Origin of the sequence: Malonomonas rubra DSM 5091, assembly GCF_900142125.1 — a bacterium.
Taxonomy (GTDB): domain Bacteria; phylum Desulfobacterota; class Desulfuromonadia; order Desulfuromonadales; family Geopsychrobacteraceae; genus Malonomonas; species Malonomonas rubra.
Genome location: NZ_FQZT01000006.1, coordinates 173,161 through 192,294 on the forward strand (window position 1 = coordinate 173,161; position 19,134 = coordinate 192,294).

General features: G+C 53.0%; 17 protein-coding genes and 1 pseudogene. 6 read left to right on the top strand and 12 right to left on the bottom strand.

Annotated elements, in window-relative coordinates; translation table 11 throughout:
- Positions 1-28: 28 nt before the first annotated feature.
- Entirely contained in the window at positions 29-1,126 is a 1,098-nt protein-coding gene (locus BUB13_RS10155) for a phospholipase effector Tle1 domain-containing protein (protein ID WP_072908544.1), read from the bottom strand.
- Between the two features lie 223 nt (positions 1,127-1,349).
- On the opposite strand from BUB13_RS10155, the gene BUB13_RS10160 reads away from it, so the two are divergent.
- The 4 genes from BUB13_RS10160 to BUB13_RS10175 all read left to right on the top strand — a co-directional run bounded on the left by BUB13_RS10160 (position 1,350) and on the right by BUB13_RS10175 (position 5,935).
- Positions 1,350-2,573, top strand: a complete 1,224-nt coding sequence (locus BUB13_RS10160; protein WP_072908546.1) for a magnesium chelatase ATPase subunit I — start codon at positions 1,350-1,352, stop codon at positions 2,571-2,573.
- 77 nt (positions 2,574-2,650) lie between these two features.
- Positions 2,651-3,334 carry a VWA domain-containing protein gene (locus BUB13_RS10165; RefSeq protein ID WP_279625982.1) on the top strand — a complete coding sequence of 228 codons (684 nt, stop codon included), beginning with the start codon at positions 2,651-2,653 and terminating at the stop codon, positions 3,332-3,334.
- An 89-nt stretch (positions 3,335-3,423) separates the two neighbouring features.
- Positions 3,424-5,592 (top strand): heavy metal translocating P-type ATPase, encoded by a 2,169-nt coding sequence (locus BUB13_RS10170; RefSeq protein WP_084091984.1) that lies wholly within the window; start codon positions 3,424-3,426, stop codon positions 5,590-5,592.
- Between the two features lies 1 nt (position 5,593).
- Positions 5,594-5,935, top strand: coding sequence for a PAS domain-containing protein (locus BUB13_RS10175; protein ID WP_072908550.1), 342 nt, complete (start codon positions 5,594-5,596; stop codon positions 5,933-5,935).
- Between the two features lie 6 nt (positions 5,936-5,941).
- On the opposite strand, the gene BUB13_RS10180 is transcribed toward BUB13_RS10175, so the two are convergent.
- Complete coding sequence (locus BUB13_RS10180) at positions 5,942-7,246, bottom strand: tetratricopeptide repeat protein (RefSeq protein ID WP_072908552.1); 1,305 nt, start codon at positions 7,244-7,246, stop codon at positions 5,942-5,944.
- A 93-nt stretch (positions 7,247-7,339) separates the two neighbouring features.
- Here BUB13_RS10180 and BUB13_RS10185 point away from each other — a divergent pair, with 93 nt between their 5' ends.
- Positions 7,340-7,903, top strand: a complete 564-nt coding sequence (locus tag BUB13_RS10185) for a HEAT repeat domain-containing protein (protein WP_161947642.1) — start codon at positions 7,340-7,342, stop codon at positions 7,901-7,903.
- A 69-nt stretch (positions 7,904-7,972) separates the two neighbouring features.
- On the opposite strand, the gene BUB13_RS18945 is transcribed toward BUB13_RS10185, so the two are convergent.
- The 7 genes and pseudogenes from BUB13_RS18945 to BUB13_RS19385 all read right to left on the bottom strand — a co-directional run.
- Complete coding sequence (locus BUB13_RS18945; RefSeq protein WP_153305039.1) at positions 7,973-8,110, bottom strand: hypothetical protein; 138 nt, start codon at positions 8,108-8,110, stop codon at positions 7,973-7,975.
- A gap of 177 nt (positions 8,111-8,287) precedes the next feature.
- Entirely contained in the window at positions 8,288-8,998 is a 711-nt protein-coding gene (gene btsR, locus BUB13_RS10190) for a two-component system response regulator BtsR (protein WP_072908555.1), read from the bottom strand.
- Complete coding sequence (locus BUB13_RS10195; protein WP_072908557.1) at positions 8,995-10,674, bottom strand: sensor histidine kinase; 1,680 nt, start codon at positions 10,672-10,674, stop codon at positions 8,995-8,997. The genes btsR and BUB13_RS10195 overlap by 4 nt, the downstream gene beginning before the upstream one ends.
- A 14-nt stretch (positions 10,675-10,688) precedes the next feature.
- Entirely contained in the window at positions 10,689-11,996 is a 1,308-nt protein-coding gene (locus BUB13_RS10200; protein ID WP_072908559.1) for an HD-GYP domain-containing protein, read from the bottom strand.
- Positions 11,986-13,566 carry a HEAT repeat domain-containing protein gene (locus BUB13_RS10205; protein WP_072908561.1) on the bottom strand — a complete coding sequence of 527 codons (1,581 nt, stop codon included), beginning with the start codon at positions 13,564-13,566 and terminating at the stop codon, positions 11,986-11,988. Before BUB13_RS10205 ends, BUB13_RS10200 begins: the two co-directional genes overlap by 11 nt.
- Before the next feature lie 61 nt (positions 13,567-13,627).
- Complete coding sequence (locus tag BUB13_RS10210; RefSeq protein ID WP_072908563.1) at positions 13,628-14,995, bottom strand: AMP-dependent synthetase/ligase; 1,368 nt, start codon at positions 14,993-14,995, stop codon at positions 13,628-13,630.
- Positions 14,996-15,059: 64 nt separating this feature from the next.
- A pseudogene (locus tag BUB13_RS19385) lies at positions 15,060-15,539 on the bottom strand (AMP-binding protein); the annotation flags it as partial.
- On the opposite strand from BUB13_RS19385, the gene coaE reads away from it, so the two are divergent.
- Positions 15,511-16,122 (top strand): dephospho-CoA kinase, encoded by a 612-nt coding sequence (gene coaE, locus BUB13_RS10220; RefSeq protein ID WP_072908567.1) that lies wholly within the window; start codon positions 15,511-15,513, stop codon positions 16,120-16,122. The pseudogene BUB13_RS19385 and the gene coaE sit on opposite strands and share 29 nt — an antisense overlap.
- Positions 16,123-16,201: 79 nt before the next feature.
- On the opposite strand, the gene BUB13_RS10225 is transcribed toward coaE, so the two are convergent.
- From BUB13_RS10225 to BUB13_RS10235, 3 genes are all read right to left on the bottom strand, one after another.
- Positions 16,202-16,606, bottom strand: a complete 405-nt coding sequence (locus tag BUB13_RS10225; protein ID WP_072908568.1) for a hypothetical protein — start codon at positions 16,604-16,606, stop codon at positions 16,202-16,204.
- A gap of 54 nt (positions 16,607-16,660) precedes the next feature.
- The gene (locus BUB13_RS10230) at positions 16,661-18,103 is read right to left on the bottom strand and encodes a choice-of-anchor F family protein (RefSeq protein ID WP_072908570.1); all 1,443 of its coding nucleotides are present in this window, start codon (positions 18,101-18,103) and stop codon (positions 16,661-16,663) included.
- Between the two features lie 408 nt (positions 18,104-18,511).
- A complete protein-coding gene (locus BUB13_RS10235) occupies positions 18,512-19,120 on the bottom strand; it encodes a DUF4412 domain-containing protein (RefSeq protein WP_072908572.1) in 609 nt (202 codons plus the stop codon).
- Positions 19,121-19,134: the final 14 nt, after the last annotated feature.

A 19,134-nucleotide genomic window follows, 5' to 3' on the forward strand; every position in this document is an offset into this window, starting at 1 on the left:
GCGCATGGCCGCAAGGGGCGTTTTTGGTTTAGACATCAATGTGGTCCCGAATCCCTCGATGCTCAATCGTGTTGCCGTTGGCGTGCAGGCAGTTGTGTTTCACTCCCTTTAATGCTTTTGGTCGATAATCGACGATTTCTTTGATGCGCTCGATGGCAGTGTAATGAACCAACGGCAGCTCGTTGGGGGCGGGCTTGTCATTAATGTTTACCCGAACTTCACGTTCTGTGAGGGTGGCGCGGGCGATTGGCAGCCAACGGTCCTGAGTGTGGATTTTGCCGTGCAGGCGGGGTTTGATGAACAGGTCGTCGTAATCGAGTTGATATTTTTCCGCAGGAACGCCCAACTTATTGAACTGCACATCGTCTGCCGATAGTACGGTCAGGCCCAGTTCACGCTTTTCGAGTTCTTTCAGCATGAAATCGAGGCTGATATCTGAAAGGCCATCAAACCAGAATCCGCCCCCGACATCGGAATGAGCGCCAGCGAACCAGACTTCAGTCACCCGATCTTCTTTATTCATCAGTGTTGGCAGAAAGGCAATCCGTTTGTCGTCCAGAGATACCAGGTGCAAGGCCTCCTGGACATGCCCGGAAACAGTGCAGTTTTCAAAAATCACATCGGATACAGGTTTGTCATCATCGTCGAGGTTGGGAAAGCCGATGGCGGCGACTGTGTCGAATACGCCGATGAAGCGGACAACCTTGTCTTCCGGTTTGACCGGCACATATTTGTCGATGACGGCTGCAAAGCGTCGCGCTAATGCAGCACCCCGGCTGAAGCCGAAGAGGAAGATGCGGTCATTCTTTTTATAGATCTTCTGGAGATCGTAACCCGCTTGTTTGATGATGCGGGCGACGTCCAGGTTGTTCGGAGCGAAAGCGGCATTGAAGAGCTGTTGTACTTTGTTGCCGTAGGTGCCGACGCCAGAGTAGTAGAGGCTGTGCTGCTGCTTGTTGTGGGGGCGGTTGTCGAGTGTGCCGCCCAGCAACAGGTGCAGCTTCAGAACATTGGTGATGCCCTTGTCATCGATGTCCCCCAATCCGAACCATTCGCGTTCCTGTTTTGCGCTCTTCGGATGGTTACATGTCCCGTCGAAGCAGATAATGATATTTTTGCCCGCCATAGCGTCCTCCCTGTGATGGTTGGTTTGCCGGTTCTGTGGTTAGCTGCTGCTGTCGGTTTGCGTGGGTAAGTGTTACTTAAAATGTACGTCAGTTTTAATGAAGATCAAGAGGTTAGCTGTTTTTATTCGCAGCTTTTGAATCTGGCTGCTGTGCGTTCAGCTCGCTTGCCTTTGTCCGATGTCTGGGCTAAAACTTGAATATCATTTGCCGAAAGGTTGCTCCATGCAGAACTTTCCCTTCCCTCTCAGCGCTATCGTCGGCCAGGACGCCATGAAGGCAGCATTGTTGCTCAACGCCGTTGATCCCAGTATTGGCGGTGTCCTGATTCGTGGCCAGAAAGGGACGGGGAAGTCGACCGCAGCGCGTGCGTTGGCTGCGCTCTTGCCTGCCATCGAGGTTGTTGCCGGTTGTCCCTACCAGTGTGATCCGGGGAATATAGAAAAACTGCACGACGGCTGCCGGGAAAAGCTGGAAAAAGGCGAACAGCTGGAGAGAACGAAACGGCCGATGCCGGTGGTTGAGCTGCCACTGAGCGCGTCAGAAGACCGGGTGGTCGGCAGTGTGCAATTGGAGCATGTACTCAAAACCGGGCAAAAGCGTTTTGAGCCTGGCCTGCTGGCTGCGGCGAATCGCGGCATTCTTTACGTCGATGAAGTCAACCTGCTGGAAGATCACCTGGTCGATCTGCTGCTCGATGCTGCTGCGTCCGGTGTAAACCGGGTTGAGCGGGAAGGGCTCTGCGTCACTCACCCGTCACGTTTTATGCTGATTGGCACCATGAACCCGGAAGAGGGTGAGCTGCGGCCGCAGTTTCTGGATCGCTTCGGTCTTGTGGTCAATGTCGAAGGGATTAGTGATCCACATCAGCGCCGGCAATTGATCGAAAATCGCATTGCTTATGAACAGAATCCGCAGGATTTCGTTGCCCGTTGGCAGCAGGAAGAACATTTCTTGGCTGCACAGGTGCAGCAGGCCCAAAGAAATCTGAACCAGGTGGTGATCCCGGAGGCCGCGTATGATCTGGTTGTCAAGCTGGCGATTGAGCTGCAGGTGCATGGCCACCGGGCAGATATCGCCCTGCTGAAGGTCGCCCGTGCGCTGGCAGCATTGCTCGGAAAGAAAGCGGTCAGCGTGGCTGAAGTCAAAGAAGCGGCCGCTTTTGTCCTGCCGCATCGCCTGCCGGGCGGGACTTTGCTGAACAGCGAAGCTGCCCGGAAAAATCTCGACGACGCCCTGGTGAGGGTGCTTGAAGGCAAGCCGGAGCAGGTTAGTCTTGATGATCAGGATCCCCTTGATGACCTTGACTTCATGTTGGTCGATTACGAGTTTCCTGGTTCCGCCGCCGCGGGAAGCATGCTGTTCCAGACGCTTAAAAAAAAACTTCACAGCGAATCGTCGATATCGACGACCAGCACTGCCTCGCCCCAGTCAATATCGAGCAGCTGAGCTTTTCCCGTAACAGGTCCGGACGCCGCCGCAGTAAGGGCCGTGGCCGCGCTGGCCGTCATCTGCGCAGCCTGCCGCTGCGAGCCAATCAACCTGATGCAATCATCGATCTCCCTGCAACCCTGCGCGCCAGCTTGATCCGTGGTAGTGAGGTCGAATTAAGAGACCTGCAGGCGAAGCAGTTTCTGCAGCGGCAGCGGGCGCTGATTGTTTTCGTGATAGATGCGTCCGAATCGATGGGGCAAGGCTCACTGGAGCGGATGAAGGCGGCAAAAGGAGCCATTCTCGGTCTGTTGACGGCGGCCTACCAGAATCGTGACCAGGTTGCGCTGGTCTCTTTCGGCGGCGAACGAGCACAGGTTTTATTGCGACCGACCTCCAGCGTGTTGCTCGCCCAGCAGCAGTTACGCAAGTTGCCGCTGGGGGGTGCGACGCCTTTTGCCGATGGACTCTGGCAAGGATGGCAGCTGATCCGCACGCAACGGCAAAAGCAGCCGAGCCTGCAGCCTTTGTTGGTGATTGTCTCCGATGGTGAAGCAAACCTGCCATTGTCCCCCGGGGGCAACGTTTACGATGAGCTGTTTGGCTTGGCCCTGCAGGTTGCCAGGGATCAGATTCAAAGTGTCGTGATCGACAGCCGCGGTGGTGTCGGCAACGAAAAGCTGCAGCAATTGGCTCGACGGTTGGGTGGCCGCTACACGCAGATTCGTGATTTGCACGCCGGGCGATTGATCGAAGCTGTGCAGACACTGGAGCGGTGAATGATTGACCAAAATGGTCAGAAAACGCTATTGTTGAAATAATATATTCATGATTTTTTAACGACTTGCAGCCGGAAAAGATAGGTGCCATGTCCGAACATTCAACATGTGGCAGCCAGTGTTGCTGTGCTCATGCGGCGGGAGATGACTGCCGTATCGATAACCCTTTGACCAGCGCCAGTTGCCGTTTCTCCCTGCAGGGTCTCGGTTGTGCGAGTTGCGCCGGGAAAATAGAAGCCGCGGTGCAGGAGTTGCCCCATGTCAGCGAGGCTTACCTGAATTTTACAGCAGGAAGCCTGCGAGTTGACTCACCTCAGCCCTGCCATCAGCTTCTGCGGGAAGTCCGCGAGATCGTCGAGCGGTTTGAACCGGGTGTGGCTGTTCGGCCCTGGGCTGAAGCGAAGGTTGAAGAGCCAGGTAGCCGAATAAAAAATCAGATAATAAGGCTATCTATCGGTGCCGCGCTTTTTATTTTAGCATTTTTGGTCGATAGCTATATTAGCTCCACAGCGGCTGTAGTTTGTTTCCTGGCCAGTTATGCGATCACAGGTGGATCGGTGCTTTGGGCAGCACAGAACAATCTGCGACGCGGTGGTTGGTTCGACGAACACTTCCTCATGTCGATTGCAACGGTAGGTGCGCTTTTTCTTGGAGAATATGCAGAAGCCGTAGCTGTCATGATCTTCTATCTGCTCGGCGAGATTGTTCAGGGTCGAGCCGTGGATCATTCACGCCGCGAGATCTCCGCCCTGCTCAATATCCGGCCTGATAGTGCAAACCTGCTGGAAGGTCATCAAGTTCGCGTGGTGCCACCGGAGGAGATTAGTATCGGTCAGATGATTCTGGTGAGGCCTGGTGAACGTGTTCCGCTCGATGGCATTATCGTCGAAGGCGAGAGTTTACTCGACAGCTCGGCTTTGACCGGTGAGTCTCGCCCACGCCGATTGACAGTTGGGGATGAAGTGTTGGCCGGCCTGATTAATAATACTTCAAGCCTGACACTGAGAGTTGTCAAGCTTTCTGCTGAATCATCTTTGACTCGTGTCATTGAACTGGTCGAGCAGGCGAGTGAGAAAAAAGCCAACACAGAACGTTTTATCACCCGCTTCGCTCGTATTTACACCCCTGCAGTTGTGCTGATCGCGGCATTGATTGCGCTGCTGCCGCCTATCTTTGTCGGTAGTTGGGGGGACTGGTTTTATCGTGCGCTGATCTTTCTGGTTGTTTCCTGCCCCTGTGCTTTGTTGATATCGATTCCTCTCGGCTTTTTCGGTGGCATTGGCCGAGCTTCGAAACAGGGAATTCTGGTCAAAGGTGGGAATTATCTTGAAGCATTGGCTCAGACTGAGTCGGTTGTTTTTGATAAAACCGGCACCTTGACTGAAGGTGTTTTCGATTTACAAAAGATCTTTCCTGCAAATGGTTTTTCAGCCGACGAAGTTCTTGAACTGGCTGCGTTGGCGGAGATCGATTCCAACCATCCGATTGCCGAATCGATTCGATCTGCTCACACTAAAAAGCTGAGTAGATCGCGACTGAAGGGTTTGCAGGAGATCGCAGGTTTCGGTATCTCAGTGCAGATTGATGAACGCTCGGTTCTGCTCGGTCAGCGTAAATTGTTGGAGCAAGAGGGGATCGATGTGCCTGAGGCAGAAGAAATCGGTAGCCCGGTATTTCTCGCTGTTGGTGGCAAATATGCTGGAGCATTGATCATCTCCGATCGTTTGCGGGAAGGATCAGCTGCTGCTGTGGCTGCCCTGCGAAAGATGGGAGTGCGAAAAGTTCGCATGCTTAGCGGTGATCGTCAGCAGGAGGCCGCGCGGATTGCGGATGAACTGCAATTAGACGGCTGGAAAGCAGAACTGTTGCCGGAGCAGAAATTGACGGCGCTGGAAAACTATCAGCAGAAATGCCGCCACGGGCGACTGGTTATGGTTGGTGACGGTATCAACGACGCGCCGGTTCTGGCGCGGGCTGATATCGGCGTCGCCATGGGAGGTCTCGGCAGCGATGCAGCCATTGAGGCGGCTGATGTGGTGCTGATGACCGATGAGCCGGGGAAGCTGGCTGAAGCGATAGAAACCGCGCGGCTGACACGGCGGATCGTCTGGCAGAATATCTCTCTCGCCTTTGTCGCCAAATGCGCTGTTATGTTGCTCGGTCTGTTCGGCTTGGCGACCATCTGGCAGGCCATTTTTGCTGATGTCGGTGTGGCGCTGTTGGCAGTCTTAAATGCCGTGCGTATTATCAAGGTGTGATATGAATGATTTTGCATCCCTGGCCTTTTTTCACGACCTGCTAGACAGCGTCAAGGAGCCGGTGCTCTTTGCCGATACCGATCACGTTGTCCGTTATCTCAACAAGGCGGCGGTAGAATTTTATCCCAACGGAAACAACCTGCTCGGCTGTGATTTGCTCGAATGCCACAATGAAAATTCGCGTAAGCAGCTGCGCGATATTTTGCAACAGATGGCAGAAGGGCTGGAAGAAATTCTTATCAGCGATAATGAAAAACGGCGCCTTTACATGCGCGCCGTTCGTAACGGTGCAGGGGAACTTATCGGTTACTTCGAGCGTTTTGAGCCGCCTCGAGGCAGTTAGCTGTTGTCAGTCATTTTTCTGTTCTGTGCCAAGACGTTGAATCGCTTTAAGTGCTCTGAGTGAGCCCGGTTGCAGTTCGAGAGAGCGTCGGTATGCCTTCAAAGCTTCATCTTGTTGGCCATTGGCCTCAAGTGCCTTGGCGAGCCAGTAGACAGTTGTGCCGTTAGGCGCTCTTTTGACGTTCAGTTGAGCGATCTGCAAACTTCCGAGACGATGATCTTCAGCATCCTCTGTTTTTTCCAGCAAATCATAGGTGTCAGCTAGCGACAGGTGGGCTGCTACGCTGAGCGAGTTGCGGGCGAGGTATTCGATATCCACTTGTTGTGCCTGCTGCAGGTATTTTTTAGCCTGCGCAGGATCTCCCCGTTCCGTTTCTACCTTGAAGAGTTGGCGTAAAATATCCGCTCGCTCCGGTTCCTGTTGCAGCACGCGACTGTAGAGTTGGCTGGCAATCTCCCAATTGCCGAGTCGTTGATAACGTCCGGCAAATTTTTCCATGCCGTTCAGGTAACGTTCGCTGATTTCAGGGCCAAGGCGGGGGGAGTTGTAGCAAGCCGCGGTTGTTCCACAAGCCAGCAGGATTACAGTGGCGAAAAGAAGCAGCGTTTGTCTGCCAAGTTTTCGCGACCGCTGAAGGTCCCAACCTGAAAGCTCAGCCAACGGCTTTTTCTCGCGAGCTGTCAGCAGGTAATTCAGCGCCATCAGAGACAGAGCCAGCGGGAGTAGAAGCTCTGCAATTTCAGATTCGTTGAACTGGATCAGGCCCAGCTCAAAAATGGCACTGGCGACAAAAAAAGGCCAGAGGTAGAGTGGCGGAAAGGGTAGCCCTTTGCCGTTGAACCAGAGTGCAGGCTGCTTGCGTAGCTTGATCAGTAGTGGGTAAAGCAAGCCGTAACCGGTGATCCCGGCAGCCAGCAGGTACTCCAGCAGCATTTTGCTGGTAGACTTGATTGGGCCGGTAAAAAAGTTGTGCAGGTTGGTTTCATTCTGCTGATTGTGCTGCTGGAAAAAATCGGGCGTCGCAATGTCGAAAATTCGTTGACCCCAGGAAATCTCTTCGCCGACCACGTAAAAGCAGGCAAGCGCGAGCAGGGCAAACCACCATCGCTCAGCGATTTTCTGGCATGCCAGCCTTGTGCATAACAGCATGGTCGATGCAAACAGGAAAACCTGTGTCCACTCGCCGACCAAATCTTCATAGGTGGCAACGATGTAAGCGAGGGGGAATTTGACAGCAAATAATAGGTAGCCAGTAATGATTATGGCAAAAAGGAGCCAGGTGACATAAATATGAGGTTGTTTGGCGGGCATTATCACTGCTTTCCTGATTGAGGGTGTGGGGAGCTTCTATAATATCTTTTTGCCACGGGAATGTTGAGCATTTTAATTGTGTTTGGGGGAACTATGATCACTGAAAGGCGAAGCGCACTGCGCTCTATGTTGCTCGATCCGGATGCTGATGTGCGTCAAGCTGCCGCCACGGCACTCGATGTGGTTGAAGCGGTTGCCGATTTCGATCGTCTGCTGAGCGTGTTGCGCAACGGCGAACGGGTAGAGCGGCTGGAAGCGGTTTATGCACTGGGGAAATTGAATCATAAACGGGTTTATCCTGCGCTCCTGGAAGCTTTGAAGGCTGACGATGCCGAGATGCGCCTGTTGGCGGTCAAAGTGCTGGGGGAGAAAAAGCATCCGAAGACGGTCGCAGCGCTGATCAAGCTGTTGGATGATCCAGAACTTGCTGTGCAGGTCGAAGTGGCTCGGGTGCTCGGAGGCTTTGGTGACCCGGCGTTGCTGGCAGTCCTGGGGCCGTTGGTCTGCCGCCAGGAAGAGCTGGCTTTAGTTGCGCTCGATGCGATCGGAGAACTTAACTCTGCTGACGGGGAGCAGGTGGTTTTTACTGCTATCCGTGATAAGCGTTCGGCAGTTCGTGCCAAAGCGGCGCAGATTCTGGCCTGTCTGCCACTGTAAAAAAAGCAAAAGCCCGGCATTAACTGTCGGGCTTTCGTTGCGTATGACTATATTCCAGTGCTGGAAGAATCAGTCGGTGCCGTACTTCCAGTCGTCGTCGGTTTCGCCGTCGATCAGGGTGATGTAGTCGGTGATTTCTGCATCAGCGGCTACAGGTGTAGGGTTGATAAATTCGTCCAGCCAGTAAGAAAGTGCTGCTTCGCCCATTGTTTTGACTCCTTGTGTTTTTGAAAAAGTTTTGCCGGCAGGAGCAATCCCTGTCGCGTTGAAAAGGAGATTAAAGCAGGCAGATTTTGAAAAAAAGTCGATTCGGAGTGACCGGCCGTATACACGAGTTAAGTGGTCGGTAGTTATATGTGAGCGGTTTTTTACTATTTTGCTTGGTTATAAGTGGAAAGCTTCTTTGAGACTGCGCAAATAACGTCGGCTTACCGGTAGCTTATGGTTGCTGAGGGTAACGATTTCCGCCAGCCCATTTTCTAGGGTAATGATTTCAGCAACATGGGCGAGGTTGATGAGATACTGTTTGTGGCAACGCAGCAAGCCGATTTGTTTCTCCAGTACTTTCAGGGTTAATTCGGTAAAAAAGTTGCCTTCGGCGGTAAAAACATGGACGCCGCTCAGATCGGAGTGAATGTATTCGACTTGCTTGGGATCGATCAGCTTGATTTTGTGACCGCTGGCACAAGGGATGCGGGTCAGTTCCGGGGTCTGGTAGTGAGGTTCTTCGCCGGTGTCGATAGCCGCTTCGATCTTTGCCATGGTTTTCTTCAGTCGTTCCGGGTCAATCGGCTTCAACAGGTAGTCGAGAGTTTTTTCTTCAAAGGCTTTCAGCGCATATTGGTCGTAAGCGGTGACGAAGACAACCTGTGGCATGACCTCTTGATCGAGGAGGCTGAGCAACTCGAAGCCGTCGATCACCGGCATCTGGATATCAAGAAAAAGGACCTCGGGGTGAAGCTTGTTGATCAGCTTGACCGCTTCCAGTGCGTTGGCGCAGCTGGCAACGATATCGACCTGCGCGACTTCATTCAGCAGGCTGGCCAGCTCGTCCCGTGCATGCTGCTCATCATCAACGATCATGACCCTGATCATTTCGACTCTCTTTCCTCGAACGGTAGGACCAGCGCGACCCGAGTGACCTGGTCGGGAACACATTCCGTTTGTATTCCGTACTGGTTGCCGTAAAGGTTCTTTATCCGTTTGTCGACGATGTTCATTCCCAGCCCATCGCCATCAAGCTTATCACAAAAACAGCCTGCGTTGTCTTCTACCGCGATGATCGCCCGGTCGCGAGAATGGCCGGCGGAAATTTTGATGACTCCGGCATCGAGCAGGTTGGAAATACCGTGTTTGACAGCGTTTTCAACAATCGGCTGAAGGGTGAATGTAGGGATTTTGATCTGCAGCAATTCTGGGTCGATTTCTTCAATGACTTGCAAACGATCACCAAAACGGGCGCGTTCGATCACCAGGTAGGAATTGACGTGATCGAGCTCTTCTTCCAGCGATGACAGGTCACCGGAGCGTTTTAGGTTTTTGCGGAAGAAGTTGGACAGGTGGCGTAGCAGGCTGCGGGCTTGTTCCGGGTCATTGCGGACGATGGCAATGATGGTGTTGAGAGCGTTGAAGAGAAAGTGCGGGTTAACCTGTGCCTGGATCAGTTTCAGTTCCGACTTTACCAGCAGGTTGCGCTGGGTTCGGTAGCGATCCCGGAGCAGTTGCTCTCCAAGCAGTTTGGCGATTCCTTCACCGAGGGTTTTATTCAGGTTCAGGAACAACTTGTTTTTCGGCTCGTAGAGTTTAATGGTGCCGACCACCTCGTTTTCCACCCTGAGCGGGACAATCAGTGCTGAACCGAGCTGGCAACTGTCAGAAATAGCACACTGGAAATGTTCGTGGACGCCGTCTGCAAAGATAACCTTGTTGTCACGGACAGCTTCCAGGGTCTGCGGGGAAACGATATCGAGACCAGGCAGATGATGGTCATCACCGATGCCGATGTAGGCAAGAATTTTTTTTCCGTCGCTGATGCTGACAGCGCCGACCCCGGTTTCGTCGTAAATGATTTCAGCCAGCTGCTTGGCACTCTCGGCATTAAACCCCTTGCTGAGGATGCCGAGACTGCGGTCGGCAATGTTGAACGCTTTGGCGGAGAAGAGCGCGCCAACTTTGTCGAACATGCTCTTCTGGTCGCGCATCATGCTCATGAACAGCGCCGAGCCGATCGGGTTGGCGATCATCATCGGCAGGGCGATCACCTTGACCAGCGCCCAAGCTTCGGAAAAAGGGTTCTTCATCATCAGGATGATCAGCATCTGCAGCGCTTCGGCACCAAACGTTGCCAGGAATGCGGCTTTCGGGCTGAACACCTGGTCCGGTTTGTTCTGCCGCAGCAGGTAAATGTTGGCCAGCCCACCGAACAGTCCGGCGACCCCGGTCGAGACAACATATACGAGGGCTGAATTCCCCTTCAATATAAAAAGATGCAGGGCTGCTGTGCCACCGACGGCACTGCCGAGCACTGGACCACCAATCAGGCCCGCAAGGACTGCACCGATCGCGCCGGTATTGGCTATCGCCCCTTCGACCGGTAGTTCGGTGTAAATGCCAAGGACCGAAAAGCCGGTGAAGATAGCGAACAGCAATAACTTGCTTTTCGGTTGAAGGTTCTTTTCAGTCAGCGGCTTAAAGGCCGGGGATTTGCTGAACAGGTAAGCAATAACCAGGAAAACGCTCAACTGACGAAGCAAAGAGATCGTTAAATCCATAGAGCCATAGTCTTTCAGGGGAGATAATCGTTCAACGTGATGCCGTTGAGAATCGGGTCGACCTCGGCAACAATTTTGCTGCTGTCAGCCAGCTCTAACAAGGTTGGTTCAGGCTGTTTGTGGCCTTTGTAATCAATGACCAGCTTCAGACTGAGTGAGCCCTGGTGATCCCGATTCTGGTCGCAGATAAGGCCAATTGAACCAGCTTTCAATCGAACCAGCGTACCGACTGGATAAGGGCCGAGGTAGTCGATGAATTTATCCAGAAATTCAGGGTGCAAATAGCTGCCACGCCTTTTTTTCATATTATCTATTGCCTGGCGAGGCGAGCAGGGTGGTTGATAGCAGCGGATCGAGGTCATCGCGTCGTAGCTGTCAGCGATACAGGTCATTTCTGTCAGTGGTGAAATATGCAGATAGCGTCCGCTCGGTGGGTAGCCAGTACGGTCAAAGCCTAAATGGTGGTGTCTGACGATATCGACAACCTCAGCAGGGATCTCTTTCATTTTGCTGACCAGGTCGGCACCATTTCCCGGGTGCTGCTGGATGGTCGCATACTCATTGGGGCTAAGCTTGCCTGGTTTGTTGACAATTTGTGGCGTGATGGTCATTTTTCCGAGGTCGTGGAATAATCCGCCAAGACCCAGTTTGAACAGCTGGTCTTGCGGCAGGCCACAAGCTTTGCCGACCGACATGGCGATGACCGCGACATTGACGGAATGGTTGAATGTATAGTCATCGTAATTTTTCAGCATCGCCAGCGCCAGCAGTGTGTATGGCTGCTCGAGGATATTCACCACCATCGCTTTTGTGCTTTTGATCGCGTCTTCTGCCGAGGGAGTCCTGCCGACGCGGACATCGTTGCACAAACTCTCTACGGTTTGCAGCGCTTGTTGATATGTGACCGCTGCGTTATCCATCTCGTCCGGCTGGATTGCACGAATGTCATGGATTCCAAGGTTCTCGAGTCTTTGCTGGAAGTCGTCGTTCTGCAGGCGCGGAAAATGCTGACAGAAAATCAATAGCTGACGACTGTCGATGCCGGGCATGATTTCCAGGGCTTTGAGCTGCTGTTTCTCGAGTAAGCGGGCGATTTCCTGGACGGCTGCTGTTTGTTCTGTACAGGGGATTTCGTTGACAAGCAGGCAACCGTCGAGTAGCCCGAGAGTCAAGCGGTCGTTCCATTTCAACAAACTCTGCAGGGTTTCAAGCGAACTGCGAAGCTGCTGCGAGATTTGCGGATGCTCGGCCGGGTAAAGGCGCAGACCAAGCAGAAGGCTATGCAGAGATTGCGGGAGCTGTTTTCGCAGGTCAGGCGACATGGTGCTTCAGAAGTTGGCTCGTCGCCTGTTTCAACGCGCGGCCGGCCGGATCTTTTTCCACTTTCGGCAACTGTTCAAGGAGTGGAATCAGTTTTGCGTTTCCCAGTTGGCCGATGGCCAGAATTGCTTCAGCACGCAGGGTCTCAATATTTTTGCGGTTGAGCAGGTTTCGTTGCCGGGCGATTTTCAGCAAGGGGATAATCGCTTTTGGTGAGCGGGTTGCCGCCAGTGCCCGGATGACTTCAATTTTCAGCAGGTGCTGCTTTTCGCGAGGGCCCTTTCGCATGAGAATGTCGATCAGGGGCGGAACTGCCTGTGATCTTCTCAAGCCCCCCAGGGCCTGTATTGCTGGTTGATGTAGATCTTCGTCTGCATCTTCCGTCAACTTTATCAGGAAGGGGATAACCTGGTTGCCTCCGATCGCCGCCAAGGCACGGATGACTGAACGACGGACCCGTGGCTCCGGGTAGTCGACCACCTGGGCCAGCAGTGGCAACGCCGATTCAAGGCGTGATTCGCCGAGAATGGTGACGACATTGCGCACGCGGTGCCAAGTTGTGTGGTGCAGATCGGCTTTCAATAAGGGAAAGATCTTTTCCCCCATTTTTGCCAGAACAGCAGAATAATCACGGCGGATAAGGGCATCTCTCTCGGCATAGAGTCGTTGCAGCATGTCTGGCGCGATGCGTTCCCCGAAATTGATCAGCAAGCGTACGAGCAGGCGCCTCTGTGATGATTTCAAGTCGCTGTTAGCGAGGGCGTCGATCAATTGTTTGCGGCAGCTTGCGGTTAGCAGGGCTGAGCTTAATTCGTTTGCCGATGCGCGTTGACGGGGCGAGCGTGTTTGATCCTTATGCAGAGATTCGAGCAGGCTGAAGACGGCCAACTGGCCAGTCAGTCGTGTTTCGTTGAAGAATGGTTCAGCTGTTTTTCTGATCTTGCCGAGCAGTTTATCAAAGGCAACCTCAGACTGTGGCGCTTTTAACTCTTCGAGCAGTTCTCGCATTTGCTCGGTTGTACTTGGCTGAGGTTTTTCTTCAGGCAGCTTTTCAAGCAACTGCTGCGGGTCAATATCGAATGCCTCAGCGACTGCTCCTGCAGGGGAACCCAGCTGTTCGAAGATCGCCTGCAGATTGGTTTCGTTGATCACTATGGACGTCAGCCCTTGCTGCTTCAGCTGTTCTGCCAGCCCACCTGCTGCTAATGTTTGCTCGAGCGGTGCTGCCAACTCCTCAGCCAGTATCAGTAAGTCTTGCTGGTCCATTTTCGGCATGAAGAGAATGTGGCGAACACGGCGTTCCACCAGTTTGAGCGCAAGTTCCTGCAGTTGCAGGTTCCCTGGGGCGACTGGGGTGCTGTCAAGCCTGAAGCCATTCTGGGTAACGTGGTAAGCTGCTGGTTTGTGGTTCTGCAGAAAAGTCTGAAAGGCGCTACTTGTTTTACCGATGGTGCTCAGCAAAGAAGGGTGGTCGGCCGGATAAAAGCTGAGGGCTTTTACCAGTTTCAACAGGCCAGCCAACGCTCGTTCCAGATCTGCGCTGAGATTTTTTAAATGACTTGCTGCTTCCATGACAAAGGCAGTTCCGCAAACAGGGAGAAAGATGATTAATCTTCACAGCATAAATGCTTTCTCATGGATTCTCAACAGCTGATTTTTCTTCGCCGATACTGCAGAAGCAAGTTTTGTGAATTGCTTCACTTTTGGTGCGATAAAGGTCTTCTATGACTTCGGCGAAATTGTCAGCGATAATCTTGCGTTTAAGCTTCAGTGTTTGCGTTACTTCGCTTTTGTCACTGCTGAAGTCTCGTGCTAAAAGGGTGAAGCGCTTGATTTGCTGGTAAGATGGGCGATGCTGCTGGAGGGTGGTAATACGTCGGCGGATCAGATCGAGAGCCTGAGGATTGTTAAGCAGGGTTTTCTGGTCAAGCACATCAAGGTGCTTGTAGTTTGCATATTTCTGCAAACTTACAAAGTCAGGCACTACTAAAGCTATTAAATAAGGCTTATTATCGCCATAAACGACCAAGTTGCTGATAAACTTGTCAGTCTTCAACTCGTTCTCGATCTCCTGTGGAGCAACATTCTTCCCGCCGGCGGTAACGATCAACTCTTTCTTCCGGCCCGTGATGAAGAGAAAACGATCATCATCCAGCTTGGCCAGGTCGCCAGTGCGAAACCAACCGCCCTCCTGCAGGGCAGAGTTTTCGCCGGTTTCCCGCCAGTACCCGTGGAACACACTGCGGCCCTTGACCAGTAATTCCCTATCATCCGCAATTTTCAGTTCCACCTGTGGCAGCGGGGGGCCAACACTGTCGATCCGGTTTCTATCGGGATAGTTGACGGCGATAACCGGCGAGGTTTCAGTCATGCCGCAGCCTTGATAAATGGGGACTTCGGCAGCGAGGAAAAATTCAGCGATCTCAGCCGAGAGGGGAGCTCCTCCGGAGATCAGAATACGCAGGCGGCCACCAAGTCGTGCCTTGATCTTGCTGAAAATCAAGCGGTCGAACAACTTTAGTGAAAGGTTGAGGAGCGGGCTTGCGCGTAAGCCCTTCTGGCTGCGGCGAACTTTGCTGCGGCCAAGGATCAGGGCAAAGAAAAACAGCTGTTTCTTCAGCCAGGGGCCAGTGGTGACCCGCTCCAGTACACGATTGTGCATTTTTTCATAGAGGCGCGGCACACTGATAAGGACCGTCGGCCGGATCTCTGCTAGGTTGATGGCGACGCTATCGATGCTTTCAGCGTAAGCGATGGTCGCGCCCTGCCGCAGCATCAGGTAGTAGCCGGTGGTCCGCTCGAAGATATGCGACAGCGGGAGGAAAGAGAGGCATTGATCGCCAGCGGTGACATCGAAACGGGAACAGCACTCTTCGACATTGCAAAGGATGTTGTCGTGGGTCAGCATGGCTCCTTTCGGTGGGCCGGTTGTGCCGGAGGTGTAAACCAGCGTCGCCAGCTGGTCGCCATCTCCCTGCTGGCGAATCCGGGCGACCTGCACGTCTGCCTTCGTTAGCCTGCTGGAGAAACCTTTTCAGCGGATAGATATTGGCTTTGCCGCTTTCACCTTCCAGCAGAATGATCGATTTAAGCGCCGGGCAATGCTGGCGTTGACGAATGATCTCCTGTGCCAGCAGCAGCGAATGAGTGAACAACATGCGGCTGCCAGAGTCGGCCAGGATGTGCAGAATTGTCTTTATGCCCTCGGTGTGGTAAACGGGGACAGTGTGGGCCTGCAGGCTCATGATCGCCAGGTCTGCGAAAACCCATTCCGGGCAGTTGGGGGCGAGGATAGCGACCTGCTCCTCCGGTTGTAGACCGAATCCGAGCAGCGCAGCGGCGTAGCTGTCAACCTGCTGAGCCAGTTCGTGCCAGCTGATCGGCTGGTAGTGGCCGTCGATCTTACGGCGCATTGCCGGGTACTGCTGATACTTCTCGATACGCGCAAAAACCATCTGGGGAATGGTTTGTTTCATCAAGCCCTCCTGCAGATTACCGAACAGGACCAAGTTTATCATGCCACGAGAGAAATTGATTTTAGGCATCACCGGAAATATCGCTTCCGGGAAAAGTACTGTGGCTAAAATGTTTGCCGAGCGTGGTGCCTTATTGATCGATGCCGACCAGTTGGCGCGCGAGATCGTCGAGCCGGGACAGCCAGCGCTGCAGCAGTTGGTTGAGCGTTTCGGAACTGATATTCTACGGGCGGATAAAAGCCTTGATCGGGATAAATTGGCGCAGATTATTTTTGCTGATGAGCAGGCGCGGCTTGATCTGAACCAGATCACCCATCCAGCCATCGGCAAGCTGGCGGTCGAGCGACTGCAGCAGGGGAAACGCTTAGCTGATGTGCCCCTGGTCGTCTACGAAGCGCCATTGCTGTTTGAAGCCAAAGCGGAGAACCGGGTTGATAAAGTTCTGGTGGTAAAGGTTGATCTGCAGGTGCAGCTGCAACGCCTGATGCAGAGGGACGGCATAGATGAAGCGGCGGCACAGCAGCGTGTCTCTGCGCAGATGCCACAGGATGAAAAACTGGCACGGGCCGATTATGTCGTTGATAATTCTGGGTCGTTAGAGGAACTTTTTATCCAGGTCGAACAGCTCTGGCAGAAACTGGTCATAGTTTAATTCTGCTGAACTTTGGTTCAATAAAAAAGCGGCTGCTGGGAAAGCCAGCAGCCGCTTTTTGCCACTTTATGCGTGCGACTTAATGATGATAGTCGTAAGCACCGTCGTCGCTGTCGCTGTCGCTGTCGTGCGATGGTACGGGGTCAACAGTCGGGACTTCAACGTTCGGGCATTCGCCATTCTTCTCAACTTTTGCCTGCCAGAACAGACCGGTGGCGTAGTTCGGAGCTTGCCAGCTGTATTCAACGGCAGTGGTGTTGCCGTAGCCGCGCAGGTAAACTTCTTTGCAGAGCTGGCCAGCTTTACTGCCAGCGTTATCGTAAGCGGTCATTTTGACAGCCGCCATAGTGCTGTAGCCAGCATTTTTAACGGTGACTTTGACCGGAGCGATTTGTCCTTTAGCAACCTGGGTTCCTGCCTGGGCCAGGGTGACGGTGACGAATGCAAGTAACATCGCCAGTACGATCATTTTGATGGTTTTCATTTTATCCTCCAAAAGAAATTTCTTGGTTTAATGTTTCTTGTTTACACGCACTGCTTACAGAACCGTCGTCGGGGCATCTGTTGTGAGGATGTAGGTGTCGTCAGCGACGCTGTTCTCATCCGCCACGGCTTGGTCGAAAGTCGGGGTTACGCGGATGGTAAAGCTGGCATTGCCGTTACCGTCAGCAGTCGGCCAATTGGCAGCGTTTCCGACAGCGATGTAGGAGTTGATGTTGACGTTGGCAAAGTCATCAATATAGCCCGGAATCCACAGCGGGCTGGCAGCCCATTGAGCAAGGACATCAGCAGGGATCTCAGTGCGGTTGGCAGAAGTGTCCAGCGGATCAATGCCCGTAGAAGGAGCGATAGTCCAGGTGCCATCACCGTTGTCAACCGGTACATAGGAGGAGCGATAGGTGACCCAAGTACCGTTACAGCCAGCGTTGGTGCCGACAGGATCAGCTTGTCCAGCTTCTTCGTCGAAAGTACCTTCGCAAGTCGCGATCAGAGCGTTGTCGGTGTAGACAATGCCGTCCATGTCGAAGTAGTAGGCGCCCGGCAGATCGTTAGACGGAATCCACTCGCCGACCAGAGAGGTATGAACCGGGTGCATGCCGGTTGTGTTGATGAAGGTTTCACCAGCTTCCAGGCCGAAGTTTGCACGGACGTAGGGGTTGTAGTAACCGGCAGAGGTATGGTGCTTGTCAGGAGCACCAAACAGACCGTGGGCGATCAGCGAGTCGAGCTCACCCTGGTTGGCCATGTTGCTCGGGGTCGGGTTGGCATTGTCGAACTTGGTGCCGTTTTTCAGGGTGTAGGCCAAGCCCTGACCCGGAGTTGCCTCAACAAATTGACCGTTAATCATGAAGCCGAGCTGCTGCTTGTAACCGGTGACGCGGCTACCGGTTTGGTTGCCATATTTTTGCAAAACGCGGTAGATGTCTTCCTGACCGTTGTCGGAGACGTTAAAGGTCAGGTCGAGGGGAGCGGAGAGGTTGCGGCTGACAATCTTGAAGCGCTTACTCGACTGCCATGGATCGGAACACTGCTTTGTGTCAACGCCCCACCAGTCAGCCATTACGGTTGCATCCGGTGTCGAGTCCGGGTTCCATCCAGCTGACATGATGCAGTTGTCGCCGGTAACGTCATCACCGGTGACGACGCTCAGGCCAGGGCCTTGAGTGTCACGCTCTTTCCAGGTCATAGCACCGTTCGGTAGATCCCAGGAACCGACAACATACTTGGCCCAACCGCTCGGCATGAAACCGTCAGCAGCAACATTTCCGGTGTTCGGATCGATCAGTGAGCCGGGCTCAATGTAGTTGTAGGGATCGAACGGGTAATCTGCTGCGGGAATAACTTCGTTGGTCGGAGCAACGCGGGTTGCACCTGATGCGTCCATGTCCCATTCATTGATCACTGCAGCCGAAGACAGGCTGGCGGTGAAGAGGAGGCCTGCTAAGGCCAGAGCAAGTTTGGTACTTCTTTTGTTTTTCATTTTTTCTCCTCCAGGCTAGTGTTAATCATTTCTTTATGCGGCAGAACTGCATAATGCTTTTTGGCGCCGTCTTAGCGCTGAGCTAGGATATGGCAATGGTTGTGCCAATTCATAAAGGTTGTGTAAGTCACCGAGATAGCTGACTAAAGTTCTAGGTAAATGATGATGTTAATGTTCGCCGACTTGTCAACTGTAGTTGCGCCAGTATCGTTTTATCGAGTTAAGTATCTGAAAACGCAAGGTAAGATGAATGCGCAACCATAGTTGACAAATCAACCATGGTTGCGCATTTCCTAGTAGTTATATCGGTGAATTTTGTTGTGATATGCAGAAGGTAGGTGGCTATATGACGGACGGGCCTATTGCTTAAGGTTGAATGTTGACAGATGTACGAGACGCCCCCCTCTGTTACTGGGGGGGCTGAATAATGGCAGTGTTCAGGGGTTGGTAGTGGGTGGGAAGGTTAAACCAATCGGTCGACAGCGATTGCAATTCCAGGTCGCTCCAGGAGACGATAACTTTCTTGTCAGCGGAAATCCATTTCAGCGGGAAGTTTTCCCATTCTTGAGAAAGCCAGAGAGTGCCGCGGTATTTTTTTCCATTTCGCCCTGTCGCAAGGACTCTGTATTTCGTTGCCGGGTGGCCTGAGATCGTTTCATCTCCAAGATCCTTTTTTTCCAACATGACTTGTGGATCGAAAAAGTGCGGCAAAGACTGGTTCAGACGTTCGACGGGAAAGCGCTGGTATTTCCCCTGGCTGGGGATCAGGACAAGGGCTTTGTCATTCTGGTAGTCAACCAGCATGATGTTAGATTTACGCCCGCCAAGAACTTCCATCCGCAGCTTGTGTTCCTGTTGCCAGATTTTTGCCGCTGAACTGTAGCTATCCCATTCGATATTCATAAAGGCGTAGTGGACATCGAGGGGCTGTGCGATTTTGTTCTTCGGGTGCGGAGCTGTGCAGGCGACAGTTAAGAAAAGCAGAAGAAAAAAAGATATTTGCAAGGTTGTGCGCATGCTGGGACTTTCCG